Source organism: Xanthomonas sp. 3307 (assembly GCF_014199735.1).
GTDB classification, from domain to species: domain Bacteria; phylum Pseudomonadota; class Gammaproteobacteria; order Xanthomonadales; family Xanthomonadaceae; genus Xanthomonas_A; species Xanthomonas_A rydalmerensis.
In genome coordinates this window covers 1,089,062-1,111,902 of sequence record NZ_JACHOG010000001.1, presented here as the reverse complement: position 1 = coordinate 1,111,902, position 22,841 = coordinate 1,089,062, and the positions used below count along the sequence as shown (strand labels likewise).

The 22,841-nt window shown below is 65.6% G+C and carries 33 protein-coding genes; 31 read left to right on the top strand and 2 right to left on the bottom strand.

What is annotated here, in order from left to right; all coding sequences use genetic code 11:
- The 29 genes from GGR64_RS04840 to GGR64_RS04700 form a co-directional block, all read left to right on the top strand.
- Positions 1 to 759: elongation factor Tu (locus GGR64_RS04840; RefSeq protein WP_260302800.1), on the top strand; the 759-nt coding region annotated here is incomplete at its 5' end.
- A 477-nt stretch (positions 760 to 1,236) separates the two neighbouring features.
- On the top strand, positions 1,237 to 1,548 hold the full coding sequence (gene rpsJ, locus GGR64_RS04835; RefSeq protein ID WP_010341589.1) for a 30S ribosomal protein S10: 312 nt from the start codon (positions 1,237 to 1,239) through the stop codon (positions 1,546 to 1,548).
- 11 nt (positions 1,549 to 1,559) lie between these two features.
- Positions 1,560 to 2,210: a 50S ribosomal protein L3 gene (gene rplC, locus GGR64_RS04830; protein ID WP_010341590.1), complete on the top strand. Its 651-nt coding sequence runs from the start codon at positions 1,560 to 1,562 to the stop codon at positions 2,208 to 2,210.
- A gap of 12 nt (positions 2,211 to 2,222) precedes the next feature.
- Positions 2,223 to 2,828, top strand: a complete 606-nt coding sequence (rplD, locus tag GGR64_RS04825) for a 50S ribosomal protein L4 (protein WP_184644195.1) — start codon at positions 2,223 to 2,225, stop codon at positions 2,826 to 2,828.
- The gene (gene rplW / locus GGR64_RS04820) at positions 2,825 to 3,124 is read left to right on the top strand and encodes a 50S ribosomal protein L23 (protein WP_010341592.1); all 300 of its coding nucleotides are present in this window, start codon (positions 2,825 to 2,827) and stop codon (positions 3,122 to 3,124) included. Before rplD ends, rplW begins: the two co-directional genes overlap by 4 nt.
- Positions 3,125 to 3,134: 10 nt before the next feature.
- Positions 3,135 to 3,962, top strand: coding sequence for a 50S ribosomal protein L2 (gene rplB, locus GGR64_RS04815; RefSeq protein WP_160967007.1), 828 nt, complete (start codon positions 3,135 to 3,137; stop codon positions 3,960 to 3,962).
- A 6-nt stretch (positions 3,963 to 3,968) separates the two neighbouring features.
- Positions 3,969 to 4,238, top strand: a complete 270-nt coding sequence (gene rpsS / locus GGR64_RS04810; RefSeq protein WP_003470666.1) for a 30S ribosomal protein S19 — start codon at positions 3,969 to 3,971, stop codon at positions 4,236 to 4,238.
- A gap of 12 nt (positions 4,239 to 4,250) precedes the next feature.
- Entirely contained in the window at positions 4,251 to 4,586 is a 336-nt protein-coding gene (rplV, locus tag GGR64_RS04805; RefSeq protein WP_003470663.1) for a 50S ribosomal protein L22, read from the top strand.
- Between the two features lie 17 nt (positions 4,587 to 4,603).
- Positions 4,604 to 5,338 (top strand): 30S ribosomal protein S3, encoded by a 735-nt coding sequence (gene rpsC / locus GGR64_RS04800; RefSeq protein ID WP_160967009.1) that lies wholly within the window; start codon positions 4,604 to 4,606, stop codon positions 5,336 to 5,338.
- A 5-nt stretch (positions 5,339 to 5,343) separates the two neighbouring features.
- The gene (gene rplP / locus GGR64_RS04795; RefSeq protein ID WP_003470657.1) at positions 5,344 to 5,757 is read left to right on the top strand and encodes a 50S ribosomal protein L16; all 414 of its coding nucleotides are present in this window, start codon (positions 5,344 to 5,346) and stop codon (positions 5,755 to 5,757) included.
- Positions 5,757 to 5,942: a 50S ribosomal protein L29 gene (gene rpmC, locus GGR64_RS04790; protein ID WP_010341597.1), complete on the top strand. Its 186-nt coding sequence runs from the start codon at positions 5,757 to 5,759 to the stop codon at positions 5,940 to 5,942. Before rplP ends, rpmC begins: the two co-directional genes overlap by 1 nt.
- 11 nt (positions 5,943 to 5,953) lie before the next feature.
- Positions 5,954 to 6,223: a 30S ribosomal protein S17 gene (gene rpsQ / locus GGR64_RS04785; RefSeq protein WP_010341599.1), complete on the top strand. Its 270-nt coding sequence runs from the start codon at positions 5,954 to 5,956 to the stop codon at positions 6,221 to 6,223.
- A 14-nt stretch (positions 6,224 to 6,237) separates the two neighbouring features.
- Positions 6,238 to 6,606 carry a 50S ribosomal protein L14 gene (gene rplN / locus GGR64_RS04780; RefSeq protein ID WP_003486699.1) on the top strand — a complete coding sequence of 123 codons (369 nt, stop codon included), beginning with the start codon at positions 6,238 to 6,240 and terminating at the stop codon, positions 6,604 to 6,606.
- A gap of 15 nt (positions 6,607 to 6,621) precedes the next feature.
- Positions 6,622 to 6,939, top strand: coding sequence for a 50S ribosomal protein L24 (gene rplX, locus GGR64_RS04775; RefSeq protein ID WP_160967011.1), 318 nt, complete (start codon positions 6,622 to 6,624; stop codon positions 6,937 to 6,939).
- A gap of 11 nt (positions 6,940 to 6,950) precedes the next feature.
- Positions 6,951 to 7,493 carry a 50S ribosomal protein L5 gene (gene rplE / locus GGR64_RS04770; protein WP_010341606.1) on the top strand — a complete coding sequence of 181 codons (543 nt, stop codon included), beginning with the start codon at positions 6,951 to 6,953 and terminating at the stop codon, positions 7,491 to 7,493.
- A 107-nt stretch (positions 7,494 to 7,600) separates the two neighbouring features.
- Positions 7,601 to 7,906 (top strand): 30S ribosomal protein S14, encoded by a 306-nt coding sequence (gene rpsN, locus GGR64_RS04765; protein ID WP_160967013.1) that lies wholly within the window; start codon positions 7,601 to 7,603, stop codon positions 7,904 to 7,906.
- Positions 7,907 to 8,160: 254 nt separating this feature from the next.
- Positions 8,161 to 8,559: a 30S ribosomal protein S8 gene (gene rpsH, locus GGR64_RS04760; RefSeq protein WP_010340446.1), complete on the top strand. Its 399-nt coding sequence runs from the start codon at positions 8,161 to 8,163 to the stop codon at positions 8,557 to 8,559.
- 16 nt (positions 8,560 to 8,575) lie between these two features.
- The gene (gene rplF / locus GGR64_RS04755; RefSeq protein ID WP_160967015.1) at positions 8,576 to 9,103 is read left to right on the top strand and encodes a 50S ribosomal protein L6; all 528 of its coding nucleotides are present in this window, start codon (positions 8,576 to 8,578) and stop codon (positions 9,101 to 9,103) included.
- An 86-nt stretch (positions 9,104 to 9,189) separates the two neighbouring features.
- Entirely contained in the window at positions 9,190 to 9,549 is a 360-nt protein-coding gene (rplR, locus tag GGR64_RS04750) for a 50S ribosomal protein L18 (protein WP_160967017.1), read from the top strand.
- Positions 9,550 to 9,704: 155 nt separating this feature from the next.
- The gene (gene rpsE / locus GGR64_RS04745; protein ID WP_160967019.1) at positions 9,705 to 10,250 is read left to right on the top strand and encodes a 30S ribosomal protein S5; all 546 of its coding nucleotides are present in this window, start codon (positions 9,705 to 9,707) and stop codon (positions 10,248 to 10,250) included.
- On the top strand, positions 10,243 to 10,434 hold the full coding sequence (gene rpmD, locus GGR64_RS04740) for a 50S ribosomal protein L30 (RefSeq protein WP_010340450.1): 192 nt from the start codon (positions 10,243 to 10,245) through the stop codon (positions 10,432 to 10,434). The genes rpsE and rpmD overlap by 8 nt, the downstream gene beginning before the upstream one ends.
- A gap of 6 nt (positions 10,435 to 10,440) precedes the next feature.
- On the top strand, positions 10,441 to 10,884 hold the full coding sequence (rplO, locus tag GGR64_RS04735) for a 50S ribosomal protein L15 (RefSeq protein ID WP_010340451.1): 444 nt from the start codon (positions 10,441 to 10,443) through the stop codon (positions 10,882 to 10,884).
- A 7-nt stretch (positions 10,885 to 10,891) separates the two neighbouring features.
- Complete coding sequence (secY, locus tag GGR64_RS04730; RefSeq protein ID WP_160967021.1) at positions 10,892 to 12,262, top strand: preprotein translocase subunit SecY; 1,371 nt, start codon at positions 10,892 to 10,894, stop codon at positions 12,260 to 12,262.
- A gap of 339 nt (positions 12,263 to 12,601) precedes the next feature.
- Positions 12,602 to 12,958 carry a 30S ribosomal protein S13 gene (gene rpsM / locus GGR64_RS04725; RefSeq protein ID WP_160967083.1) on the top strand — a complete coding sequence of 119 codons (357 nt, stop codon included), beginning with the start codon at positions 12,602 to 12,604 and terminating at the stop codon, positions 12,956 to 12,958.
- Positions 12,959 to 12,967: 9 nt separating this feature from the next.
- A complete protein-coding gene (rpsK, locus tag GGR64_RS04720) occupies positions 12,968 to 13,360 on the top strand; it encodes a 30S ribosomal protein S11 (protein WP_003470632.1) in 393 nt (130 codons plus the stop codon).
- A 14-nt stretch (positions 13,361 to 13,374) separates the two neighbouring features.
- Entirely contained in the window at positions 13,375 to 14,004 is a 630-nt protein-coding gene (gene rpsD, locus GGR64_RS04715) for a 30S ribosomal protein S4 (protein ID WP_010340454.1), read from the top strand.
- A gap of 51 nt (positions 14,005 to 14,055) precedes the next feature.
- Positions 14,056 to 15,054: a DNA-directed RNA polymerase subunit alpha gene (gene rpoA, locus GGR64_RS04710; RefSeq protein WP_010340455.1), complete on the top strand. Its 999-nt coding sequence runs from the start codon at positions 14,056 to 14,058 to the stop codon at positions 15,052 to 15,054.
- 197 nt (positions 15,055 to 15,251) lie between these two features.
- A complete protein-coding gene (gene rplQ / locus GGR64_RS04705; protein ID WP_010340456.1) occupies positions 15,252 to 15,635 on the top strand; it encodes a 50S ribosomal protein L17 in 384 nt (127 codons plus the stop codon).
- Between the two features lie 199 nt (positions 15,636 to 15,834).
- Positions 15,835 to 16,347 (top strand): disulfide bond formation protein B, encoded by a 513-nt coding sequence (locus GGR64_RS04700; protein WP_184644193.1) that lies wholly within the window; start codon positions 15,835 to 15,837, stop codon positions 16,345 to 16,347.
- 189 nt (positions 16,348 to 16,536) lie between these two features.
- On the opposite strand, the gene GGR64_RS04695 is transcribed toward GGR64_RS04700, so the two are convergent.
- Both GGR64_RS04695 and GGR64_RS04690 read right to left on the bottom strand, forming a co-directional pair.
- The gene (locus tag GGR64_RS04695) at positions 16,537 to 17,427 is read right to left on the bottom strand and encodes a CocE/NonD family hydrolase (RefSeq protein WP_184644191.1); all 891 of its coding nucleotides are present in this window, start codon (positions 17,425 to 17,427) and stop codon (positions 16,537 to 16,539) included.
- 222 nt (positions 17,428 to 17,649) lie between these two features.
- Complete coding sequence (locus tag GGR64_RS04690; RefSeq protein ID WP_184644189.1) at positions 17,650 to 19,785, bottom strand: TonB-dependent receptor; 2,136 nt, start codon at positions 19,783 to 19,785, stop codon at positions 17,650 to 17,652.
- Positions 19,786 to 19,985: 200 nt separating this feature from the next.
- Between GGR64_RS04690 and GGR64_RS04685 the strand changes: the two genes are divergently transcribed.
- Both GGR64_RS04685 and GGR64_RS04680 read left to right on the top strand, forming a co-directional pair.
- Entirely contained in the window at positions 19,986 to 21,380 is a 1,395-nt protein-coding gene (locus GGR64_RS04685) for a 3-deoxy-7-phosphoheptulonate synthase class II (protein ID WP_184448280.1), read from the top strand.
- A gap of 264 nt (positions 21,381 to 21,644) precedes the next feature.
- Entirely contained in the window at positions 21,645 to 22,802 is a 1,158-nt protein-coding gene (locus GGR64_RS04680) for a mechanosensitive ion channel domain-containing protein (RefSeq protein ID WP_184644187.1), read from the top strand.
- Positions 22,803 to 22,841: the final 39 nt, after the last annotated feature.

The following is a 22,841-nucleotide window of genomic DNA, read 5'->3' as shown; positions in this document are numbered from 1 at the left end:
GAGCTGCTCGAGCTGGTCGAGATGGAAGTGCGCGAGCTGCTGAGCAAGTACGACTTCCCGGGCGACGACACCCCGATCATCCACGGTTCGGCCCGTCTGGCGCTGGAAGGCGACCAGAGCGAGATCGGCGTGCCGGCGATCCTGAAGCTGGTGGACGCGCTGGACTCGTTCATCCCGGAGCCGCAGCGCGACGTGGACAAGCCGTTCCTGATGCCGGTGGAAGACGTGTTCTCGATCTCGGGCCGCGGCACCGTGGTGACCGGCCGTATCGAGCGCGGCATCATCAAGGTGGGCGACGAAATCGAAATCGTCGGCATCCGTGCGACGCAGAAGACCACCGTGACCGGCGTGGAAATGTTCCGCAAGCTGCTGGACCAGGGCCAGGCGGGCGACAACGCGGGCCTGCTGCTGCGCGGCACCAAGCGTGACGACGTGGAGCGCGGCCAGGTGCTGTGCAAGCCGGGTTCGATCAAGCCGCACACCGACTTCGAAGCCGAGGTGTACGTGCTGTCGAAGGACGAGGGCGGCCGTCACACCCCGTTCTTCAAGGGCTACCGTCCGCAGTTCTACTTCCGCACCACCGATATCACTGGCGCGTGCCAGCTGCCGGAAGGCGTGGAGATGGTGATGCCGGGCGACAACGTCAAGATGGTGGTGACGCTGATCAACCCGGTGGCGATGGACGAAGGCCTGCGCTTCGCGATCCGCGAAGGTGGCCGTACCGTCGGCGCCGGCGTGGTGGCCAAGATCATCAAGTAATGCCCTCCGGCGGCGAAAGCCGCCGGTTGGATTCGCCAGCGACTGCGGTCGTCGGCATCGCGAAGGGTCGGCGCAAGCCGGCCCTTCGTCGTTTCCGGGCATGCGAACGTTCTGGCGATTTGTTGCTGCGAGGTGTTGCGGAGGCGTGAAGTCGTCGCTATAATGCGCGGCTCGGCGTTCCTGGGTAGGGCGCCGGTAAGACAGCGAAAAGAGAGGCAGGACGCCGCTCGTGTTCGCAGGACCGGGAAGGTCGCGTCGCATGGAGCACTCAACAGCCCCGAGTTGTTGACGCTGCTCTAGCTGCGCATTATACTTTTCCGTCTGGGCAGGCCGGGTCGACTGGTCTGCCCCAGTTTTTGGGGCGGAAGGAATGCCCCCGCCGAGCCGGATGCTCCGCGGTACGACTATCAGGAAACAACCGGGGCAGGTATCCCAGAGGCCTTGCCCGTCGCTCTTTTAACGAAGGAACCCACCGTCATGGCGGACCAAAAGATCCGGATTCGGCTGAAGGCGTTCGATCATCGTTTGATCGACCGTTCGGCCAGCGAGATCGTCGAGACGGCCAAGCGGACCGGCGCGCAAGTGCGTGGCCCGATCCCGCTGCCGACCAAGATCGAACGCTACACCATCCTCGTTTCCCCGCACGTCGACAAGGACGCGCGTGACCAGTACGAGACCCGCACGCACAAGCGCGTGCTCGACATCGTCGACCCCAACGACAAGACCGTGGACGCGCTGATGAAGCTCGAGCTCGCGGCTGGCGTCGATGTCCAGATCAAGTTGACCTGAGGACTACGACCATGACGAAGAAGTATTCGTTGGGCTTCGTGGGCCGCAAGGCCGGCATGAGCCGCGTCTTCACCGAAGACGGCCGCTCCATCCCGGTCACCCTGATCGAAGCGACCCCGAACCGCATCACCCAGCTCAAGACCGTCGAAGCCGACGGCTACAGCGCCGTGCAGATCACCGTGGGCGCCCGTCGCGCCGCGCTGGTCAACAAGCCGGCGTCCGGCCATTTCGCCAAGGCGAAGGTCGAAGCGGGTCGCGGCCTGTGGGAGTTCCGCGTCGAGGACGCGCAGCTGGGCGAGTTCGCCGTCGGCGGCGAAATCAAGGCGGACATCTTCGCCGTCGGCCAGAAGGTCGACGTCCAGGGCGTCACCAAGGGTAAGGGCTTCCAGGGCACCATCAAGCGGCACAACTTCCGCATGGGCGATGCCACCCACGGTAACTCGCTGTCGCATCGCGCGCCGGGTTCGCTGGGTCAGCGCCAGACCCCGGGTCGCGTTTTCCCGGGCAAGAAGATGTCCGGCCACATGGGCGCGGTGCAGCAGAGCACGCAGAATCTGGAAGTGGTCAAGGTCGACGTCGAGCGTGGCCTGATCGCCATTCGCGGCGCTGTGCCTGGCGCTGCCGGTGGCGACGTGATCGTGCGTCCGGCTAGCAAGGCATAAGGAGAGATGACGATGGAACTCGTTATCACGGGTAGCAACAACAAGGTCTCGGTCTCCGACGCCGTGTTCGGCCGCGATTTCAGCGAGGATCTGGTTCACCAGGTCGTCGTCGCTTATCGCAACGCCGGCCGCGCCGGCACCAAGGCGCAGAAGACGCGTTCGGAAGTCAACGGCACCACCAAGAAGTCGAAGAAGCAGAAGGGCGGTGGCGCTCGCCACGGCGCGCTGACCGCTCCGATCTTCATCGGCGGTGGCGTGACCTTCGCGGCCAAGCCGCGCAGCTTCGAGCAGAAGGTCAACCGCAAGATGTACCGCGCGGCCATCTGCGCGATCCTCTCGGAACTGAACCGCCAGGGCCGCCTGATGGTCGTCGACGCGTTCGACGTCGAGGCCAGCAAGACCAAGGGCCTGATCGAGAAGCTGAAGGGTCTGGAAGTGGGCAAGCGTCCGCTGATCGTGACCGAAGAAGCGTCCGAGCATCTGTACCTGTCCGCCCGCAACCTTCCCTACGTGGAAGTGCGCGACGTGCAGGGCCTGGATCCGGTGTCGCTGGTCGGGGCCGATACGGTCGTGATCACCGCCGATGCGGTCAAGAAGGTCGAGGAGTGGCTGGCATGAGCAGCAACGAAAAAATCTTCAGCGTGCTGCGCGCTCCGCGTGTCTCCGAAAAGACCGCGCGCCTGCAGGAACTCTCCAATCAGTACGTCTTCGAGATTTCGAACGAAGCCACCAAGGCCGATGTCAAGGCCGCGGTCGAGCAGCTGTTCGACGTCAAGGTCGAGTCGGTCAACGTGTTGAACGTCAAGGGCAAGAACAAGTCCTTCCGTTCGCGCAGCGGTCGTCGCGGCGATTGGCGCAAGGCGTACGTGCGTCTGGCCGAAGGCCAGTCCATCGACGTAACGGCCAAGGCCTGAGGTACATCCCATGCCATTGATGAAATTCAAGCCCACCTCCGCAGGCCGTCGTTCGGCCGTGCGCGTGGTCACGCCCGATCTGCACAAGGGCGCCCCGCACGCTGCACTGGTGGAAAAGCAGAGCAAGTCCGGTGGTCGTAACCACCACGGCCGCATCACCACCCGCCACGTCGGCGGTGGCCACAAGCAGCACTACCGCGTCATCGACTTCAAGCGCAACAAGGAAGGTATCCCGGCGCGCGTGGAGCGGATCGAATACGATCCCAACCGCACCGCCCATATCGCCCTGCTGTGCTACGCCGACGGCGAGCGCCGCTACATCATCGCGCCGAAGGGCCTGAAGGCCGGCGACCAGGTGATCGCGGGTTCGGATGCGCCGATCAAGACCGGCAACACCCTGCCGCTGCGCAACATCCCGGTCGGTACCACCGTCCACGGGATCGAGCTGAAGCCGGGCAAGGGCGCGCAGATCGCGCGTGCCGCCGGCGCCGCGGTGCAGCTGGTCGCGCGTGAAGGCATCTACGCCACCCTGCGTTTGCGCTCCGGCGAAATGCGCAAGGTGCCGGCCGAGTGCCGCGCCACCATCGGCGAAGTCGGCAACGACGAGCACAACCTCGAGAAGCTGGGCAAGGCGGGCGCTAAGCGCTGGCGCGGCGTGCGTCCGACCGTTCGCGGTGCGGCCATGAACCCGGTCGACCACCCGCACGGTGGTGGTGAGGCGAAGGCCGGTCAGGGTAATCCGCATCCGGTCACCCCGTGGGGTGTCCCGACCAAGGGTTACAAGACGCGCCATAACAAGCGCACCGAACAATTCATCGTCCGCGATCGTAGGGGCTAATCGACCATGGCACGTTCACTCAAGAAGGGCCCGTTCGTCGATCACCACCTCGTCAAGAAGGTGGAGGCCGCGGCCGGCAGCAAGCGTCCGATCAAGACCTGGTCGCGACGTTCGATGATCCTGCCGGAGATGGTGGGTTTCACCATCGCCGTGCATAACGGCAAGAACCACGTTCCGGTGCTGGTCAACGAGAACATGGTCGGCCACAAGCTCGGCGAATTTGCCGTCACCCGGACCTTCAAGGGTCACGGTGGCGACAAGAAGTCGAGCCGGTAAGGAGAGATGACGATGGAAGCGAAAGCAATCCTGCGCACCGCGCGCATCTCCCCGCAGAAGGCCCGCCTGGTCGCTGACCAGGTGCGCGGTCTTTCCGCCGAGCGGGCGGTCAACCTGCTGAAGTTCTCGGACAAGAAGGCTGCCCACCTGATCAAGAAGGTGGTGGAGTCGGCGATCGCCAATGCCGAGAACAACCAGGGCGCGGATGTCGACGAGCTGAAGGTCAAGACCATCATGGTTGATGAAGGTCCGACCCTGAAGCGTTTCATGGCGCGGGCGAAAGGCCGCGGTACCCGCATCCTCAAGCGCACCAGCCACATCACTGTGGTTGTGGGCGCCGCCAAGTAAGCGGAAAGGAAAAGACGATGGGTCATAAAGTTCATCCGATCGGAATCCGCCTGGGTATCGCCAAGGACTGGAATTCCAAGTGGTACGCCAACAAGGGCGAGTTCGCCGGTTACCTGGCGGCCGACCTCAAGGTCCGCGAAATGCTGCGCAAGAAGCTGGCGCAGGCGGGCATCAGCAAGATCCTGATCGAGCGTCCGGCCAAGACCGCGCGCGTGACGATCCACACCGCCCGCCCGGGCGTGGTGATCGGCAAGCGCGGTGAGGACATCGAGAAGCTGCGCAAGGAAGTGAGCGAGATGATGGGCGTCCCCGCCCACATCAACGTCACCGAAGTGCGCAAGCCGGAGCTGGACGCGCAGCTGGTCGCCGAGTCGATCGCGCAGCAGCTGGAGCGTCGCATCATGTTCCGCCGCGCGATGAAGCGCTCGGTCGGCAACGCGATGCGCCTGGGTGCCTTGGGCATCAAGGTCAACGTCGCCGGCCGTCTGAACGGTGCGGAAATCGCCCGTTCCGAGTGGTACCGCGAAGGCCGCGTGCCGCTGCACACGCTGCGTGCCGACATCGACTACGGCTTCGCTGAAGCCAAGACGACCTACGGCATCATCGGCATCAAGGTCTGGATCTACAAGGGCGAGATCTTCGATTTCTCCCAGGTTGGCCAGGAAAAGCAGGACGATTCCCCGCGCAACGATCGTAATGATCGCGGCGACCGTGGCGACCGTCCGTCGCGTCCGGCCCGTGAAGCGAGGTAACGGCAATGTTGCAACCCAAGCGAACCAAATACCGCAAGATGCACAAGGGTCGTAACGACGGCCTGGCGTGGAGCGGAAACGCCGTCAGCTTCGGCGAGTACGGGCTGAAGGCCACGGCGCACGGTCAGCTGACCGCGCGCCAGATCGAAGCGGCGCGCCGCTCGATCAGCCGCTACGTCAAGCGCGGCGGCAAGATGTGGATCCGCGTGTTCCCGGACAAGCCGATCACCAAGAAGCCGATCGAAGTGCGAATGGGCTCCGGTAAGGGTAACGTCGAGTACTGGGTCGCGCAGATCCAGCCCGGTCGCATGATCTATGAAATCGAAGGTGTCGGCGAAGATGTCGCGCGCGAGGCGTTCCGCCTGGCCGCTGCCAAGCTTTCGGTGACCACCACCTTCGTGACCCGGACGGTACGCTGATGGACATCAAACAACTCCGCGAGAAGTCGGCCGACGATCTGAAGGCCCACCTGACCGATCTGCGCAAGGAGCAGTTCGCCCTGCGCATGCAGCAGGTCACCGGGCAGCTGCCGAAGACTCACGAAACCCGCCGGGTGCGCCGCGAGATCGCTCGCGTCAAGCACCTGCTCGGCAGCACGAAGTAAGGATGGCCGCGATGAGCGACAATAACGAAAGCAAGACGCTGCGCACGGTCGAAGGCCGTGTGGTCAGCAACAAGATGGACAAGACCGTCACCGTGCTGGTGGAGCGTCAGGTCAAGCATGCGCTGTACGGCAAGTACATCAAGCGCTCGACCAAGCTCCACGCCCACGATGCCGACAACGCCTGCAACGAAGGCGATGTCGTGCGCGTGACCGAGATTGCGCCGATGTCCAAGACCAAGAACTGGCGGGTGGTGGAAATCGTCACCCGCGCGGCCGAATAAGGGAGATCTGAATCATGATCCAGATGCAGAGCTACCTCGACGTCGCCGACAATTCCGGTGCCAAGGAAGTGATGTGCATCAAGGTGCTGGGCGGCTCCAAGCGCCGCTACGCGCACATTGGCGACATCATCAAGGTCACCGTCAAGGACGCGATCCCGCGCGGCAAGGTCAAGAAGGGCGAAGTCTACGACGCCGTCGTCGTGCGTACCCGCAAGGGTGTGCGTCGTCCGGACGGTTCGTTGATCCGCTTCGACGGCAACGCCGCGGTGTTGCTCAACAACAAGCAGGAGCCGATCGGCACGCGCATCTTCGGGCCTGTTACCCGCGAGCTGCGTTCCGAGAAGTTCATGAAGATCGTCTCGCTCGCTCCCGAAGTGCTGTGAGCGGAGGACATACACATGGCTAACCGTATCAAGAAGGGCGACCAGGTCGTCGTCACCACCGGCAAGGACAAGGGCAAGCAGGGCGAAGTCGTCCGCGTCGACGGCGACCGCGTGGTCGTCTCCAACGCGAACATCGTCAAGCGCCACACCAAGCCGAACCCGCAGGCGGGCGTCGCCGGCGGCGTGGTCGAGCGCGAAGCGTCGATCCATATTTCCAACGTGGCGATCGTCAACCCGGCGACGGGCAAGGGCGAGCGCGTTGGCTTCAAGGTGCTGGAGGATGGACGCAAACTGCGTGTGTTCCGCTCCAGCGGTGAGGCGCTCGACGCCTGAGGAATGACACAATGACTTCCCGTCTCGAAAAGATCTACAAGGAAGAAGTGGTACCGGCTCTGATGAAGAAGTTCGGTTACACCAATCCGATGGAAGTGCCGAAGCTGGTCAAGGTCACGCTGAACATGGGCGTGGGCGAGGCGGCGACGAACAAGAAGATCCTGGAAAACGCCGTCGCCGACATGGCCAAGGTCTCCGGTCAGAAGCCGGTGGTGACCAAGTCGCGCATCTCGGTGGCGTCGTTCAAGATCCGCGATGGCTGGCCGATCGGCTGCAAGACCACGCTGCGTCGCGCCAAGATGTACGAGTTCCTGGACCGCCTGATCAACATCTCGCTGCCGCGCGTGCGCGACTTCCGCGGTGTCTCGGGGCGTTCGTTCGACGGCCGCGGCAACTTCAACATGGGCGTGAAGGAGCAGATCATCTTCCCGGAAATCGACTTCGACGCCGTCGATGCGATCCGCGGTATGGATATCGCCATCACCACCACCGCCAAGACCGACGCCGAAGCCAAGGCGCTGCTCGAAGCGTTCAAGTTCCCGTTCCGTAACTGATTGACGCCGGGGTTCGGGATTCGGGATTCGGGATGGAAGGGCGCATGCCCGCCACCCCGGGTTCCGCAAATCTCAAATCCCCAATCTCGAATCCCGAGGATTTACAGATGGCAAAGACCTCCATGGTCAACCGCGACATCAAGCGCAAGAAGCTGGCGAAGAAGTTCGCCGACAAGCGTGATGCGCTGAAGAAGATCATCGCCTCCGGCACCGCCTCGTACGACGAGAAGGCCGAGGCCGTGACCAAGCTGCAGAAGCTGCCGCGCGATTCGTCGCCGAGCCGCCAGCGTACCCGTTGCGAACTGTCCGGCCGCCCGCGTGGCGTGTACAGCAAGTTCGGCCTGGGCCGCAACATGCTGCGCAAGGCGACCATGAACGGCGACGTTCCGGGCCTGCGCAAGGCCAGCTGGTAATTCCAGCGGCGCCGGTCCCGTTCGCGGGGCCGGGCAGGGCGGTCTGACCGCCCACGTGTCGTTCAGACAACGAGTCCGACGCAAGTCGGACTTTTTGTCGTATACTCCCGCTCCTTGCCTCGCGGCAGGGACGGGTATGGCAGCCGCCGCGGGTCTCTCCGGCGGTTGCGCGCTTCACCCCCTGCGTCATTCCACCGCTCCACCACACAAGATTTTCGCGAAAGCGGATATCGGTGCACTCAAAGGTAGACACCATGAGCATGACTGATCCCATCGCCGACCTGCTGGTCCGCATCAAGAATGCGGCCGCGGTTGGTAAGCCGACGGTGAAAATGCCGTCCTCCAAGATCAAGGTTGCGATCGCGGAAGTGCTGAAGGCCGAAGGCTACATCAGCGATCTGCGCGTCAACGCGATCGAGAACAACAAGTCCGAACTGGAAATCGTGCTGAAGTATTTCGAGGGCCGCCCGGTCATCGATACGCTCAAGCGCGTTTCGCGTTCGGGTCTGCGCCAGTATCGCGGCAAGACCGAGCTGCCGAAGGTTCTCGGCGGTCTGGGCGTTGCCATCATTTCCACGTCCAAGGGCATCATGACCGATGCGCAGGCCCGTCAGGCCGGCGTCGGTGGCGAAGTCCTGTGCTTCGTGGCCTAAGGGAAGGAGCACTCACATGTCCCGCGTAGCCAAGAAGCCGATCTCCCTCCCGAAGGGCGTCGAACTCACCGTCCAGGCCGATCAGTTCAGCGTCAAGGGCCCGAAGGGCACCCTGTCGCTGGCCAAGCCGGCCGGTGTCGAAATCAAGCAGGAAAACGGTGTCGCCACGCTGTCGGCGAACGATCCGTCGCACATCGCCATCACCGGCACCGTCCGCGCCATCCTGGCGAACATGGTGCAGGGCGTGTCCGCGGGCTTCGAGCGCAAGCTCGAGCTGGTGGGCGTCGGCTACCGCGCCACGATGCAAGGCAAGGACCTGAGCCTGGCGCTCGGTTTCTCGCACCCGATCGTGTTCGTCGCGCCGGAGGGCATCACCCTGACCGCGCCGACGCAGACCGAGATCCTGGTGCAGGGCGCCGACAAGCAGCGCGTCGGCGAAGTCGCCGCCAAGATCCGCGGTTTCCGTCCGCCGGAGCCCTACAAGGGCAAGGGTGTGAAGTACGCCGGTGAAGCCATCATTCGCAAGGAAGCCAAGAAGGCCTAAGCCAGGTTCTTCCGCCAGGAGTCCGGCCTTGCGAGGCCGGTTCCCCACGAACGCCTCGCTTCCTTCAGCTTCCGTAGGACACAGACATGACCATCAACAAGAACATCGCCCGCCTGCGTCGCGCCAAGTCGACCCGCGCTCACATCCGCGAGCTCGGCGTCGCCCGCCTGTCGGTGCTGCGCACCGGCCAGCACCTGTACGCGCAGGTCTTCACCGCCGACGGTTCCAAGGTGCTCGCTGCGGCGAACACCCTGCAGGCCGACGTCAAGGACGGCCTGAAGAACGGCAAGAACAGCGACGCCGCCGCCAAGGTCGGCAAGCTGATCGCCGAGCGCGCCAAGGCCGCGGGCGTCGAGAAGGTCGCCTTCGACCGCTCGGGCTACCGCTACCACGGCCGCATCAAGGCGCTGGCCGACGCCGCGCGCGAAGGCGGCCTGCAGTTCTGATCCTTGCGGGTGCGGCACTGCCGCGCCCGTCCCGTCGATGCGGGTTGCATCGGACCTTGGCGCACCTTCTGCGCGCGCCCGGGGAACACGGCTCCAGACCACAACTCCAAGCGGCAACGAAGCCGTAAATCTTTTCCTCTATCAAGGGCATCACAATGGCTGAAGAACAGCGTGCACCGCGGGGTCGTGATCGCGACCGCAACCGCGAAGAGAAAGTCGACGACGGCATGATCGAGAAGCTGGTCGCGGTCAACCGCGTCAGCAAGACGGTCAAGGGCGGTCGCCAGTTCACCTTCACTGCGCTGACCGTGGTCGGCGACGGCAACGGCAAGATCGGCTTCGGTTACGGCAAGGCGCGCGAAGTGCCGGTCGCGATCCAGAAGTCGATGGAGTATGCGCGCAAGGGCATGCTCAACATCGATCTGAACAACGGCACCCTGTGGCACCCGGTGAAGTCCGGCCACGGCGCGGCGCGCGTGTTCATGATGCCGGCCTCGGAAGGTACCGGCGTGATCGCCGGCGGCGCGATGCGCGCCGTGCTGGAAGCGGTGGGCGTGAAGAACGTGCTGGCCAAGGCCGTCGGATCGCGCAACCCGATCAACCTGGTGCGCGCGACCCTGCGCGGCCTGGAAGACATGCAGTCGCCGTCGCGCATCGCGGCCAAGCGCGGCAAGAAGGTGGAGGATCTGACCCATGGCTAATGAATCCACCAAGACGGTGAAGGTGCGCCTGGTGCGCGGCCTGCGTGGTACCCAGTCGCGTCACCGCCTGTCGGTGCGTGCCCTGGGCCTGAACAAGCTCAACGATGTGCGCGAACTGAAGGACAGCCCGCAAGTGCGCGGCCTGATCAACAAGGTTCAGTACCTCGTCCAGGTTGAGGAGTAATCGACCATGACTTTGCATCTGAATGATCTGAAGCCCGCGCCGGGCGCGCGCACCGAGCGCACCCGCGTCGGTCGCGGCATCGGTTCCGGCCTGGGCAAGACTGCCGGCCGCGGCCACAAGGGTTCGTTCGCGCGCAAGGGCGGCGGCAAGATCAAGGCTGGCTTCGAAGGCGGCCAGACCCCCATGCAGCGCCGTCTGCCGAAGATCGGCTTCCGTTCGAAGATGGCCAAGGACACTGCCGAAGTGCTGTCCTACCAGCTCGACAACCTGCCGGCCGGCGAGATCGATTTCGCTGCGCTGCGCGCCGCGAAGCTGGTCCCGAGCACCGCGAAGAAGGCCAAGGTGGTCCTGAAGGGCGAACTGACCAAGAAGTTCGTGCTGAAGGGTGTCGCCGCGACCGCCGGTGCCAAGGCGGCAATCGAAGCTGCCGGCGGCAGCGTGCAGGAGTAACACGCAGATGGCGCAGGCTGGCATGGGTAACCTCGGCGGCGGGCTCGGCAAGTTCACGGAACTTCGCCAGCGCCTGTTGTTCGTTCTCGGCGCATTGATCGTCTATCGCATCGGCTGCTACGTGCCGGTGCCGGGCGTCAATCCCGAAGCCATGCTTGCGCTGATGCAGGCGCAGGGCGGCGGCATCGTGGACATGTTCAACATGTTCTCGGGCGGCGCCCTGCACCGTTTCAGCATCTTCGCGCTGAACGTGATGCCGTACATCTCGGCATCGATCGTGATCCAGCTGGCCACGCACATCTTCCCGTCGCTGAAGGCGATGCAGAAGGAAGGCGAGTCGGGCCGACGCAAGATCACCCAGTATTCGCGCATCGGCGCGGTGCTGCTGGCGGTGGTGCAGGGCGGCAGTATCGCCCTGGCGCTGCAGAACCAGACCGCACCGGGCGGCGCGCCGGTGGTGTACGCCCCCGGCATGGGCTTCGTGCTCACCGCGGTGATCGCGTTGACCGCCGGCACCATCTTCCTGATGTGGGTCGGCGAGCAGGTGACCGAGCGCGGCATCGGCAACGGCGTCTCGCTGATCATCTTCGCGGGCATCGTCGCCGGCCTGCCGGCAGCGGCGATCCAGACCGTGGAGTCCTTCCGCGACGGCAACCTGAGCTTCATCGCGTTGCTGCTGATCGTGCTGACCATCCTGGCCTTCACCCTGTTCGTGGTGTTCGTCGAGCGCGGACAACGACGGATCACGGTGAACTACGCGCGCCGCCAGGGCGGTCGCAACGCGTACATGAACCAGACCTCGTTCCTGCCGCTGAAGCTCAACATGGCCGGCGTGATTCCGCCGATCTTCGCCTCGAGCATCCTCGCCTTCCCGGCGACGCTGTCGATGTGGTCGGGCCAGGCAGCCTCCAACAGCACCTTCGGCAGCGTGCTGCAGCGCATCGCCAATGCACTCGGCCCCGGCGAACCGGTGCACATGATCGTGTTCGCTGCGCTGATCATCGGCTTCGCGTTCTTCTACACGGCGCTGGTGTTCAACTCGCAGGAAACCGCGGACAACCTGAAGAAGTCCGGCGCGCTGATTCCGGGCATCCGTCCGGGCAAGGCCACCGCCGACTACGTCGACGGCGTGCTGACCCGCCTGACCGCGGCCGGCTCGGTGTATCTGGTGATCGTGTGTCTGCTGCCGGAAGTGATGCGCGCCCAGCTCGGCACCTCGTTCCACTTCGGTGGCACCTCGCTGCTGATCGCGGTCGTGGTGGTGATGGACTTCATCGCGCAGATCCAGGCGCACCTGATGTCGCACCAGTACGAAAGCCTGTTGAAGAAGGCCAACCTCAAGGGTGGCTCGCGCGGCGGCGGTTTTGCCCGCGGTTGATTGCTATACTGTTTGAATCCTTCCGCGAAGACGCCCCCGGTTCCCGGGCGCAGTCTTCCGACTTGAAGGGCGGCCCGTGCAGCGGTCTCGTGCGCGGGTGAGACGTGGTGGTCCTGCGCTGGAGTAGCGCGGGCGGCGGGGTGGAGGTTTCTCCCTGTCAACGACGTCCGGCGCCGGAGCATGGGCACACTCCCCATGCCGGGCTTGCGGAACCTGAGGTTCCGCGGGCTTCCATGTAACCCGAGACCTTGCTAGACTTACAAGTTCACTTTTTGATCCATCCTGCCGGATGGCGCCGTGGTGCGCCGTCGGGCCATCACTCAGTTGGAGAACCGCGTCATGGCGCGTATTGCAGGCGTCAACCTGCCAGCCCAGAAGCACGTCTGGGTCGGGTTGCAAAGCATCTACGGCATCGGCCGTACCCGTTCGAAGAAGGTCTGCGAAGCCGCAGGCGTGACCTCGACCACCAAGATCCGCGACCTGTCCGAGCCGGAAATCGAGCGCCTGCGTCTCGAAGTCGGCAAGTACATCGTCGAAGGCGACCTGCGTCGCGAAATCGGCATCGCCATCAAGCGACTGATGGACCTGGGCTGCTACCGCGGCCTGCGTCACCGTCGTGGCCTGCCCCTGCGCGGTCAGCGCACCCGTACCAACGCCCGCACCCGCAAGGGCCCGCGCAAGGCGATCAGGAAGTAAGGGACCGACATGGCTAAGCCCGCAGCAGCAAAGACCAAGAAGAAGATCAAGCGCGTCGTCACCGACGGTGTCGCCCACGTCCACGCTTCGTTCAACAACACCATCGTGACCATCACCGACCGTCAGGGCAATGCGTTGTCCTGGGCGACCTCCGGTGGCGCCGGTTTCCGCGGTTCGCGCAAGTCCACGCCGTTCGCGGCGCAGGTTGCCGCCGAGAAGGCCGGGCGCGCTGCGCTCGACTACGGCGTGAAGTCGCTGGAAGTGCGCATCAAGGGCCCGGGTCCGGGTCGCGAGTCCGCCGTCCGTTCGTTGAACAACGTCGGATACAAGATCACCAACATCATCGACGTGACGCCGATCCCGCACAACGGGTGCCGTCCGCCGAAGAAGCGTCGCGTCTAAAGGAGCGATAAGAAATGGCTCGTTATATCGGTCCTACCTGTAAGCTCGCGCGCCGCGAAGGCGCCGATCTTTCCCTCAAGAGCCCGGCGCGTGCGCTGGACTCCAAGTGCAAGCTGGAGCAGAAGCCCGGCCAGCACGGCGCGACCGCCCGCAAGGGCAAGCTGTCCGACTACGCCACCCAGCTGCGCGAGAAGCAGAAGGTCAAGCGTATCTACGGTCTGCTGGAGCGTCAGTTCCGCAACTACTACAAGAAGGCCTCGACCAAGAAGGGCAACACCGGCGAGAACCTGCTGCAGCTGCTGGAAACCCGCCTGGACAACGTCGTCTACCGCATGGGCTTCGCCGTCACCCGTCCGGCCGCGCGCCAGCTGGTGTCGCACCGTGGCGTGCTGGTCAACGGCAAGTCGGTGAACCTGGCCTCTTACCAGGTCAAGGCCGGCGACGCGATCGCCCTGTCGGAAAAGGCACAGAAGCAGCTTCGCGTGCAGGAAGCGCTGACCGTTGCCGAAACGCACGACCTGAACCCGTCGTGGGTCGAGGTCGATTCGAAGAAGTTCAGCGGCATCTTCAAGGCCGTGCCGGACCGTGCGGACCTGCCTGCCGACATCAACGAAGCGCTGATCGTCGAGTTGTATTCGAAGTAATCACATCGGAGAGCCTCCGGTCCACGGAGGCTCGTCAGGAGAACCCGCAACATGACGGTTACCGCCAACCAGGTTCTGCGCCCCCGTGGGCCGCAGATCGAACGCCTTACCGACAACCGCGCCAAGGTCGTGATCGAGCCCTTGGAGCGCGGGTATGGGCATACGCTGGGCAATGCCCTGCGTCGCGTGCTGCTGTCCTCGATTCCCGGCTTCGCGATCACCGAAGTCGAGATCGACGGCGTGCTGCACGAGTACACCACGGTCGAAGGGCTGCAGGAGGACGTGCTGGAAGTCCTGCTGAACCTCAAGGACGTGGCCATCCGCATGCATACCGGTGACAGCGCCACGCTGTCGCTGTCCAAGCAGGGTCCGGGCACGGTCACTGCCGCCGACATCAAGACCGACCACAACGTCGAGATCCTCAACAACGACCACGTGATCTGCCACCTGACCAAGGACACGGCGATCAACATGCGTCTGAAGATCGAGCGTGGCTTCGGCTACCAGCCGGCCGCCGCGCGTCGCCGTCCGGACGAAGAGACCCGCACCATCGGTCGCCTGGTCCTGGACGCCTCGTTCTCGCCGGTGCGCCGCGTCGCCTACGCGGTCGAATCGGCGCGCGTCGAGCAGCGTACCGACCTGGACAAGCTGGTCCTGGACATCGAAACCAACGGCACGATCGATGCCGAGGAAGCCGTGCGCACCGCCGCCGACATCCTCAGCGACCAGCTGTCGGTGTTCGGCGACTTCACCCATCGCGACCGTGGCGCGGCCAAGCCGGCCAGCAATGGCGTGGATCCGGTGCTGCTGCGTCCGATCGACGATCTGGAACTGACCGTGCGTTCGGCCAACTGCCTGAAGGCCGAGAGCATCTACTACATCGGCGATCTGATCCAGAAGACCGAAGTCGAGCTGCTCAAGACCCCGAACCTGGGCAAGAAGTCGCTCACCGAGATCAAGGAAGTGCTGGCCCAGCGTGGCCTGTCGCTCGGCATGAAGCTGGAGAACTGGCCGCCGGCCGGCGTCGCCCAGCACGGCATGCTCGGCTGAGTTTGCGCATCCGGCCGGTGCCGCAAGGCATCGGCCGCATGTCGTTCGCTTCATCCGCACCACCACGTCGACGGGTCAAAGCCCGCGGCGTCGCCCGGTCAGGGACGGCCGGCAAGGACCATCCGCAGTCCACTTTCAACGCCACGACGGCGACAGCGATCTCCAACAGTCACACTCTTCCATAGGAATCCCAACCCATGCGTCACCAGAAATCCGGCCGCAAGTTCAGCCGCACCAGCGCGCACCGCGAAGCGATGTTCAAGAACATGGCGGCGTCGCTGATCAAGCACGAACTGATCAAGACCACCCTGCCGAAGGCCAAGGAACTGCGCCGCGTCGCCGAGCCGCTGATCACCCTGGCCAAGGTCGACAACGTCGCCAACCGCCGCCTGGCGTTCGCCCGCCTGCGCGACAAGGAAGCGGTCGGCACCCTGTTCACCACGCTGGGCCCGCGCTACCAGGCGCGCCCGGGCGGCTACCTGCGCATCCTCAAGTGCGGCTTCCGCGCCGGCGACAATGCGCCGATGGCGTACGTCGAACTGGTCGATCGCCCGGCCGTGGCCGAGGAAGTGGCCGAGTAATCGGTTCGCGTCTGCAGCAGCAAGAAGCCCGGCATGTCCGGGCTTTTTTGTTGTTGGGGCCGGGATTGGGGAGTCGCGATTGGGGATTGGGAGAGCATGCTCGCCGTGCGGGCGAGGGCGACCAACAGCGCCATGACACATGGTGATGGGGCGCACGATCGCGGATAATGCGCGGATCGTCGATGCGAGTTCGAGTCCGATGAATCCGTTACGCTGGGGTTTCCGCGCGCAGTTCCTGCTCGGCTTTCTGATCTGCGCCGGCTTGCTGGGCTATGCGATTTTCGTGCAATACCGGCTGGGCATCGAGCCGTGCCCGCTGTGCATCTTCCAGCGCATCGCGTTCGCGGCGCTGGGCGTGCTGTTCCTGCTCGGCGCCCTGCACGGGCCGCGCAGCGCTGGCGGGCGCAAGCTCTACGGCGTCCTGGCGTTCCTGGCCGCGATGGTGGGCGCCGGCATCTCCACCAAGCACGTCTCGGTGCAGCTGTTCCCGGACCCGATGGCGTCCTGCGGCCCGCCGCTGAGCTTCCTGCGCGAGACCATGGGGTCGTTCGAGGTGCTGCGCCGGGTGCTGACCGGTACCGGCGACTGCGGCAACATCGACTGGCGCTTCCTCGGCCTGTCGATGCCGATGTGGTGCCTGATCTGCTTCGTGCTGCTGGCGGTGTTCGCGCTGTATGCGGGCTTCAAGAGCCGGCGACGCACGCTGATCTGACGGTTCCCCTGCTGTGCGCTGATCGCTCAGCCTTATGGCGCCTGGCGCCTGGCGATTGGCGTCAGCGCTGCTTGACGCCGAGATGGGCAGAGCGGACACACGCCGCCGCGCCACGACGTTGTCCATCCGATTGGGCAACATCCTGCTGTGTTGCCCGCGATTGGCGATCCGCTCTCTCGCCTGCCTGCCTCAATGCGCCGCGCTGGCCTGTGGCAGCGCCTGCGCGCTTGTAGCCTGCGGGACGACCTGGGCCAGGAACGCTGCCACCGACCTGGCCCACACCGACGGATCGGCCTGGGCGAAGGTCTTGTGGCCATCGTCGCCGAAGGGCGGCAGATCGACGAAGGTCACCGGCGGCGTCGAGCCGGCGCGGTAGGCCGCATATATGCGGTGCGCCAGGTCGCGCCGGAAGAAGTGATCGTTCGCGGCGTACAGCCACAGTTGCGGCAGTGTGTTGGCCGCGCCGAGGGTCTTTTCTGCTGCGACCAGGCGGTCCTCGCCGGCGCAGATGACCTCCTTGCCATTGCTGCCGCGCCCGCCGGCGAAGCTGATGACGCCACGCACGCCCGGCGGCGGCGCATCGGCCAGGGCCACCGCGCCGAGGCCGCCGGCGGACTGGCCGACCACCACGATGCGCTGCGGGTCCACGCCGGGAAGGCGTGCGGCGGCGTCGACGATCGCCGTTTCGGCCGCGGCGATCTTGCGCCCGGCGACGACGAAATCGGCATCGTGGCAGTTGCCGGCGCCTTCCAGATAGGTGCCGCTGGAACTGCCGTAGCCAGGCCGTAAGGCGAGCACCACCATGTAGCCACGGGCGGCGAACCAGCGCGCGGCGCGGGCGAAACCGAGGTGGGTATCGGCCAGCTTGCGCTTGTCCGCCGGAGTGCCGTGATGGATGACGATCAGCGGAAATGGGCCGGGTCCCGCGGGGCGATACACGCGGGCGGCGAGATCGTAGTCGACCCCTTGCACGAGGACCGGCATTCGGAAGTCGGTGACGCTTTCGGCGTGTGCCGTCGACGGTGCGGCGATGGCGAGAATGGTGGCCGCGACGATGGTGGCGAACAGGTGTTTGAGCATGCGCGAGACCTGCCTGGACCGGATGCATGGCAACGCGTCGTGGCGGCGGTCCGGAGCACGGGGATGACGTGATGGGGCGCCTCCCTCGGGCGGAGCGAAGCCACGGCCACGACGCGGCGTGCGGCTTCGCTGTGGTGCCGGACGGGCCGCGACCCGTCACGTCTTGCGGCGCGAGGCCTGCGGTGCGCCGGGAGGCACGCCGCAGGCGATCGCCGCGCCTGCTCAGAAGTCCTGCTGCAGGCTCAGGTAGACGCCGCGGCGCGGCGCCCACTGGGGCGCGAACACGCCGATGCCGCCGCCGTCGCGCAACTGGTAGTGGCGATCGAGCACGTTGAGCACGGCCAGCTGCGCGTGCAGCGGGTGGCTGCTGGCCAGGGCGAAGTCGTGGCCGGCACTGAGGTTGAGCTGGAAGTACGCCGGCAGCTCGCCGCCGTTGGGCACGCCGTTGGCGTCGGTGCGCAAGCCGCTGCCGAACAGGTAGTCGGCGCCGACGTGGCTGTCCTCGGCCAGGGCGTAGTTGATGCCGCCGGAGGAGGTCAGCTTCTGGTCGTGGTCCAGGTGGATCCAGTGATCGTTGGCGTAGGCCAGCGCATCCGGGTCGAAGTTGTACAGGCTGGTCATTACCTGCTTGCCCATGGCCTTGCTGTAGGCCGCGTTGAAGTAGGCGTTGATCGGGCCGTTGCTGTAGTCGGCGCTGAACTCTGCGCCGCGAATGCGGCCGTAGCGGTAGTTGAAGGTGGAGTAGACGTAGGCGGCGCCGAACTGGCCTTCGTCCTGCAGGCGGTCGGCCTTGCGGTAGTAGGTGTCCAGGCCGAGGGTCAGGTGGTCGCCGACCATTTGCGAGATGCCCAGGTCGTAGTAGTCGCTGCGCTCGCTCAGCGGCTTGGTCGGGCCGCCCGCCGCCGACTGCTGGTTGGTGGTGCCGTCGTACAGGGCGATGTCGCTGGTGGAGATCAGCTCGGTGGCCGGTGGGGTGAAGTAGCGCGCATAGCCGGCGTGCAGGGTGGTGCTGTCGCTGGCATGCCAGACCACGCCCAGGCGCGGGCTGAGCTGGCCCTCGGTGGTACCGAAGGCCTTGTAGCGATCGCCGCGCACGCCGTAGTTGATGGTCCAGGCATCGCTCGGCTGCCATTCGTCCTGCAGGTACACCGCGTAGGTGCTGGCGTGGAAGCGGCTGCCGTCGGGGATGAACAGCGGCACGTCGCTGCTCTGGCTGCCGTCGTCGTTGGCCGGGAACACGTAGGCGTTGTTGCTGGCGTTGGCATGTTCGAAGTTGCCGTACACGCCGTAGCGCAAGGTGTGGGTGCTGCCCCACGGCGTGGAGAAGTCGGCCTGCAGGGTGCTGGCGCGGTTGGCGCGCTGCACCTGCGAAGCGACGCCGTTGAAGATCAGGTCGCCGGCGATGTCCGGGGAGAACGCGACGCTGCTGTAGCGCTGGCCGGCCGACAGCTGGTAGCTGGTGTCGCCGAGCGCGCCCTGCAGCACCAGGGTGCCGAAGCGGGTGTTCTCGCGCTGGTTCTCGTCGAGCTGCGCGGAATCGAAGCTGTTGTTGCCCAGGTAGGTGAACGCCGGCGTCTGCCCCGGATTGTTGGGGATCTGGAAGCGGTTGTTGGCGTAGCCGACCAGCAGGCTGAGCCGGGTGTTCTCGTTCAGCAGGTAGCTGAGGTCGGCGAAGCCCTTGCCCTGGTGGGTCTTGTCGTGGATCGGGTTGTCGCTGTCGGTCGGGTTCTCCATGCCGATGCGGTTCTGCAGGTAGTTGCCGCTGGCGAACCAGCTGAAGCGGCCGTCGCTGCCCCACCACGAGGCGTTGGGATTGAGCGTGCCGTAGGAGCCGCCGGTGATGCCGACGCTGCCGCCGTTGCCCAGTTCCACGCCGTTCTTGGTGGTGATGTCGACCACCGCCGCGGTGCGGTCGCCGAACTGCGCCGGCAGCGCGCCGTCGAGCAGGCGGATGTTCTTGATCGTGCGCGGGTCCAGGGTCTGGCCGAAGCCGGAGATGGATTCGGGAATCATCACGCCGTTGATGCGGTACTGCAGATTGGCGTGGTCGCCGCGCACATGGATGCCGCCGTAGGAATCCTGGACCACGCCCGGCGCCTGCAGCAGCACCTGGTTGAGCGGGGTGGAGGCGCCCAGCGGCAGGCGGGCGATGTCCTCGGCGGTGATCGCGTACTGGCTGCTGCCGATGTCCGGCGACAGCGCGTTGCGCGCGGCTTCCAGCTTGGCGGTGACGGTGACCGGATCGAGATCGACGGTCGGTTCGGCGGCGGCGGTGTTGTCGGCGGCAGCGGCGAGGGCAAGGCCGGGGGCGACCAGCAGGACCAGGGCGATGGCGGAGGAGAGGGGGCGACGTGTCATGGCGAGGCGGACCAAAGGGAAAGGAATTGTTACTTAATAACAGTGTGCTTTCGCAAAAATGCCGGCGTAGGCCGGAAGTCATGGTGGCGTCGCGGTGTTGCTTGCCATTCATGTCGCGGCGCTGCCGGCATGACCGGCGTGCGGCGCTATGCGGCGCGCCCCGGCTCTGCGAACATCGCACACTGCCAAGGAGTCCTTTCATGAATCTGTCCGCCGCCGCCGTGTCCGAATCCGCCTCGTCCTCCTGGTCGCCCGCCAGTTGGCGCGAGCGGCCGGCGCTGCAGATGCCGGTGTATCCGGACCCGCAGGCGCTGGAGACCACGCTGACGGAGTTGCGGCAGTTGCCGCCGCTGGTGACCTCCTGGGAGATCTTCGCGCTGAAGAAGCAACTGGCCGAGGCACAGGAAGGCAAGCGCTTCCTGCTGCAGGGCGGCGATTGCGCGGAGAACTTCAGCGATTGCGAATCCGGCACCATCTCCAACCGGCTCAAGGTGCTGCTGCAGATGAGCCTGGTGCTGGTGCACGGCCTGCGCCTGCCGGTGGTGCGGGTCGGTCGCTACGCCGGGCAGTACGCCAAGCCGCGCTCGGCCGATACCGAGACCCGCGATGGCGTGACCCTGCCCAGCTACCGCGGCGACGTGGTCAATGGCCCGGAGTTCACCGCGCAGGCACGGGTGCCGGATCCGCGGCGCATGATCACCGCGCATTCGCGCTCGGCGATGACCATGAACTTCGTGCGTGCGCTGATCGACGGCGGGTTCGCCGACCTGCACCATCCCGAGTACTGGAACCTGAGCTGGGTCGGTTGCTCGCCGCTGGCCGACGACTACCAGAAGATGGTGTCCTCGATCGGCGATGCGGTGCGTTTCATGGAGACCCTCTCTGGCGCGCAGCTGTACAACCTCAATCGCGTCGATTTCTACACCTCGCACGAGGCCTTGCTGCTGCCCTACGAGGAAGCGCTGACCCGCGAGGTGCCCCGGCAGTGGGGCTGGTTCAACCTCAGCACGCACTATCCGTGGATCGGCATGCGCACCGCGGCGCTGGACGGCGCGCACGTGGAGTATTTCCGCGGCATCCGCAATCCGATCGCGATCAAGGTCGGGCCGTCGGCGCAGCCGGACCAGTTGCTGCGGCTGATCGACGTGCTCAATCCGGAAGACGAGCCGGGCCGGCTGACCTTCATCCACCGCATGGGCGCGGCGCAGATCGCCGAGAAGCTGCCGCCGCTGCTGGACGCGGTGAAGCGCGACGGCCGCCGCGTGCTGTGGGTGTGCGATGCGATGCACGGCAACACCGAGAGCACCAGCAACGGCTACAAGACCCGGCGCTACCAGAACGTCCTGGGCGAGGTGGAGCAGTCGTTCGATATCCACGCCGCGGCCGGCACCCGCCTGGGCGGGGTGCATCTGGAGCTGACCGGCGAGGACGTCACCGAGTGCACCGGCGGCGCGCGCGAACTGACCGAGCGCGACCTGGAGCGCGCCTACCGTTCCAGTGTCGACCCTCGCTTGAACTACGAGCAGTCGCTGGAGATCGCGATGGCGATCGTGCGCAAGCAGAACGGGCGCAACGTCGCCACGCCGCTCGCGTAGTCGGTTGGCGTCATGCGCCGTCGCGCCGCGTGCGCGTCGGCGCTGGCGCTGGGCACAGACCTGTGCGGGGCCATTGCATCTGCACGCATTGCGCGTGGCGGCGTCGCGCTGCAACTGACAACCCATTTCGCAGAATCGTGCGCACACGCGCCGACGCCTGCTGCGGCTGCCATTGCCCGGCGCCGCACCGTGCGTGCTCGACATCGCGCTAATCCCCGCACTGCCAGACTGTCGCGACTCCTCCCCCCAACAAAGGAGCGCAACTTGACCCTCGATCTTCACTGGGTGCCCTGGCGTGCCTACACGGTGCCGATCGGCGCCGCATTGATTCTCGGCTTCCTGGCCTGGTGGCTGCTGTTGCGCATCGCCCAGCGCATGCGCGGCCGCGACTACCGGCGTGCGCGCATCGTGCGCGTGGTCAGCGTGCCGGTCGCCTTCCTGCTGCCGATGCTGATGCTCAGCTTCGCGCTCGAATCCACGCCGCTGGACGAGAAGGCGCTGACCGACCTGCAGCACCTGCTGCACATCGGCATGATCGGTTGCGTGACCTGGTTGCTGGTGCGCGGCGTGGCGGCGCTGGAAACGGCGATCCTGCGCAGTCATCCGATCGAGGTGGCGGACAACCTCACCGCGCGCCGCGTGCAGACCCAGACCAGGGTGCTGGCGCGGGTGGTGATGGGCACGATCATCCTGTTGGGCACCTCGATCGTCCTGCTGACCTTCCCGGCGGTGCGACAGATCGGCACCACCTTGCTGGCCTCGGCCGGCATCATCGGCCTGGTTGCCGGTATCGCTGCCAAGCCGGTGTTCGGCAACCTGATCGCCGGCCTGCAGATCGCGCTGACCCAGCCGATCCGGCTCGACGACGTGGTCATCGTCGAAGGCGAGTGGGGCCGCATCGAGGAGATCGGCAGTTCCTACGTGGTGGTGCGGATCTGGGACGAGCGGCGCATGGTGGTACCGCTGACCTGGTTCATCGAGAACCCGTTCCAGAACTGGACGCGCAGCAGCGCCGACCTGCTCGGGACCGCGTTCCTGTGGCTGGACTACCGCACGCCGATCGCGCAGGTGCGCGCCGAGCTGGAGCGGATCTGCAAGAGCGAGCCGCTATGGGACGGACGGGTCTGCGTGACCCAGGTGACCGATACCAGCGAGCGCACGATCCAGGTGCGCCTGCTGGTCAGCGCGCGCAACTCCGGCGATGCCTTCGACCTGCGCTGCATCGTGCGCGAACGCATGCTGGACTTCCTGGTGCGCGAGCACCCTTACGCCTTGCCGCTGCTGCGCGCCGAAGTGGCGCCGGAGCCGGTGCGGCTGTCACATCCGCCGATACGCGCCAGCGACTCCGATGCGATGCGTTCGCCCGGTGCGGAGGATGGGGCGCCGGCCGCGACTGCTCCCGCGCAGCGCGCCACTGGGTAAGGGGAGTTGCGACACGGGTTTCGGCAGAGCACGTCGCCG

What these genes read in the sequence shown, in the direction of transcription:
- rpsN (WP_160967013.1), top strand. Translation starts at nt 7,601, where the DNA reads ATGGCAAAGACCTCCATGGTCAACCGCGACATCAAGCGCAAGAAGCTG.
- rplX (WP_160967011.1), top strand. Translation starts at nt 6,622, where the DNA reads ATGGCTAACCGTATCAAGAAGGGCGACCAGGTCGTCGTCACCACCGGC.
- rplV (WP_003470663.1), top strand. Translation starts at nt 4,251, where the DNA reads ATGGAAGCGAAAGCAATCCTGCGCACCGCGCGCATCTCCCCGCAGAAG.
- GGR64_RS04690 (WP_184644189.1), bottom strand. Translation starts at nt 19,785, where the DNA reads ATGACACGTCGCCCCCTCTCCTCCGCCATCGCCCTGGTCCTGCTGGTC.
- rplW (WP_010341592.1), top strand. Translation starts at nt 2,825, where the DNA reads ATGAGCAGCAACGAAAAAATCTTCAGCGTGCTGCGCGCTCCGCGTGTC.
- rplQ (WP_010340456.1), top strand. Translation starts at nt 15,252, where the DNA reads ATGCGTCACCAGAAATCCGGCCGCAAGTTCAGCCGCACCAGCGCGCAC.
- secY (WP_160967021.1), top strand. Translation starts at nt 10,892, where the DNA reads ATGGCGCAGGCTGGCATGGGTAACCTCGGCGGCGGGCTCGGCAAGTTC.
- GGR64_RS04700 (WP_184644193.1), top strand. Translation starts at nt 15,835, where the DNA reads ATGAATCCGTTACGCTGGGGTTTCCGCGCGCAGTTCCTGCTCGGCTTT.
- rpsH (WP_010340446.1), top strand. Translation starts at nt 8,161, where the DNA reads ATGAGCATGACTGATCCCATCGCCGACCTGCTGGTCCGCATCAAGAAT.
- rplF (WP_160967015.1), top strand. Translation starts at nt 8,576, where the DNA reads ATGTCCCGCGTAGCCAAGAAGCCGATCTCCCTCCCGAAGGGCGTCGAA.
- rplN (WP_003486699.1), top strand. Translation starts at nt 6,238, where the DNA reads ATGATCCAGATGCAGAGCTACCTCGACGTCGCCGACAATTCCGGTGCC.
- rpoA (WP_010340455.1), top strand. Translation starts at nt 14,056, where the DNA reads ATGACGGTTACCGCCAACCAGGTTCTGCGCCCCCGTGGGCCGCAGATC.
- GGR64_RS04685 (WP_184448280.1), top strand. Translation starts at nt 19,986, where the DNA reads ATGAATCTGTCCGCCGCCGCCGTGTCCGAATCCGCCTCGTCCTCCTGG.
- rplD (WP_184644195.1), top strand. Translation starts at nt 2,223, where the DNA reads ATGGAACTCGTTATCACGGGTAGCAACAACAAGGTCTCGGTCTCCGAC.
- rpsC (WP_160967009.1), top strand. Translation starts at nt 4,604, where the DNA reads ATGGGTCATAAAGTTCATCCGATCGGAATCCGCCTGGGTATCGCCAAG.
- rplR (WP_160967017.1), top strand. Translation starts at nt 9,190, where the DNA reads ATGACCATCAACAAGAACATCGCCCGCCTGCGTCGCGCCAAGTCGACC.
- rpsS (WP_003470666.1), top strand. Translation starts at nt 3,969, where the DNA reads ATGGCACGTTCACTCAAGAAGGGCCCGTTCGTCGATCACCACCTCGTC.
- rplE (WP_010341606.1), top strand. Translation starts at nt 6,951, where the DNA reads ATGACTTCCCGTCTCGAAAAGATCTACAAGGAAGAAGTGGTACCGGCT.
- rplB (WP_160967007.1), top strand. Translation starts at nt 3,135, where the DNA reads ATGCCATTGATGAAATTCAAGCCCACCTCCGCAGGCCGTCGTTCGGCC.
- rplC (WP_010341590.1), top strand. Translation starts at nt 1,560, where the DNA reads ATGACGAAGAAGTATTCGTTGGGCTTCGTGGGCCGCAAGGCCGGCATG.
- rplP (WP_003470657.1), top strand. Translation starts at nt 5,344, where the DNA reads ATGTTGCAACCCAAGCGAACCAAATACCGCAAGATGCACAAGGGTCGT.
- rpsK (WP_003470632.1), top strand. Translation starts at nt 12,968, where the DNA reads ATGGCTAAGCCCGCAGCAGCAAAGACCAAGAAGAAGATCAAGCGCGTC.
- rplO (WP_010340451.1), top strand. Translation starts at nt 10,441, where the DNA reads ATGACTTTGCATCTGAATGATCTGAAGCCCGCGCCGGGCGCGCGCACC.
- rpsJ (WP_010341589.1), top strand. Translation starts at nt 1,237, where the DNA reads ATGGCGGACCAAAAGATCCGGATTCGGCTGAAGGCGTTCGATCATCGT.
- rpsE (WP_160967019.1), top strand. Translation starts at nt 9,705, where the DNA reads ATGGCTGAAGAACAGCGTGCACCGCGGGGTCGTGATCGCGACCGCAAC.
- rpsM (WP_160967083.1), top strand. Translation starts at nt 12,602, where the DNA reads ATGGCGCGTATTGCAGGCGTCAACCTGCCAGCCCAGAAGCACGTCTGG.
- GGR64_RS04695 (WP_184644191.1), bottom strand. Translation starts at nt 17,427, where the DNA reads ATGCTCAAACACCTGTTCGCCACCATCGTCGCGGCCACCATTCTCGCC.
- rpsD (WP_010340454.1), top strand. Translation starts at nt 13,375, where the DNA reads ATGGCTCGTTATATCGGTCCTACCTGTAAGCTCGCGCGCCGCGAAGGC.
- rpmC (WP_010341597.1), top strand. Translation starts at nt 5,757, where the DNA reads ATGGACATCAAACAACTCCGCGAGAAGTCGGCCGACGATCTGAAGGCC.
- rpmD (WP_010340450.1), top strand. Translation starts at nt 10,243, where the DNA reads ATGGCTAATGAATCCACCAAGACGGTGAAGGTGCGCCTGGTGCGCGGC.
- rpsQ (WP_010341599.1), top strand. Translation starts at nt 5,954, where the DNA reads ATGAGCGACAATAACGAAAGCAAGACGCTGCGCACGGTCGAAGGCCGT.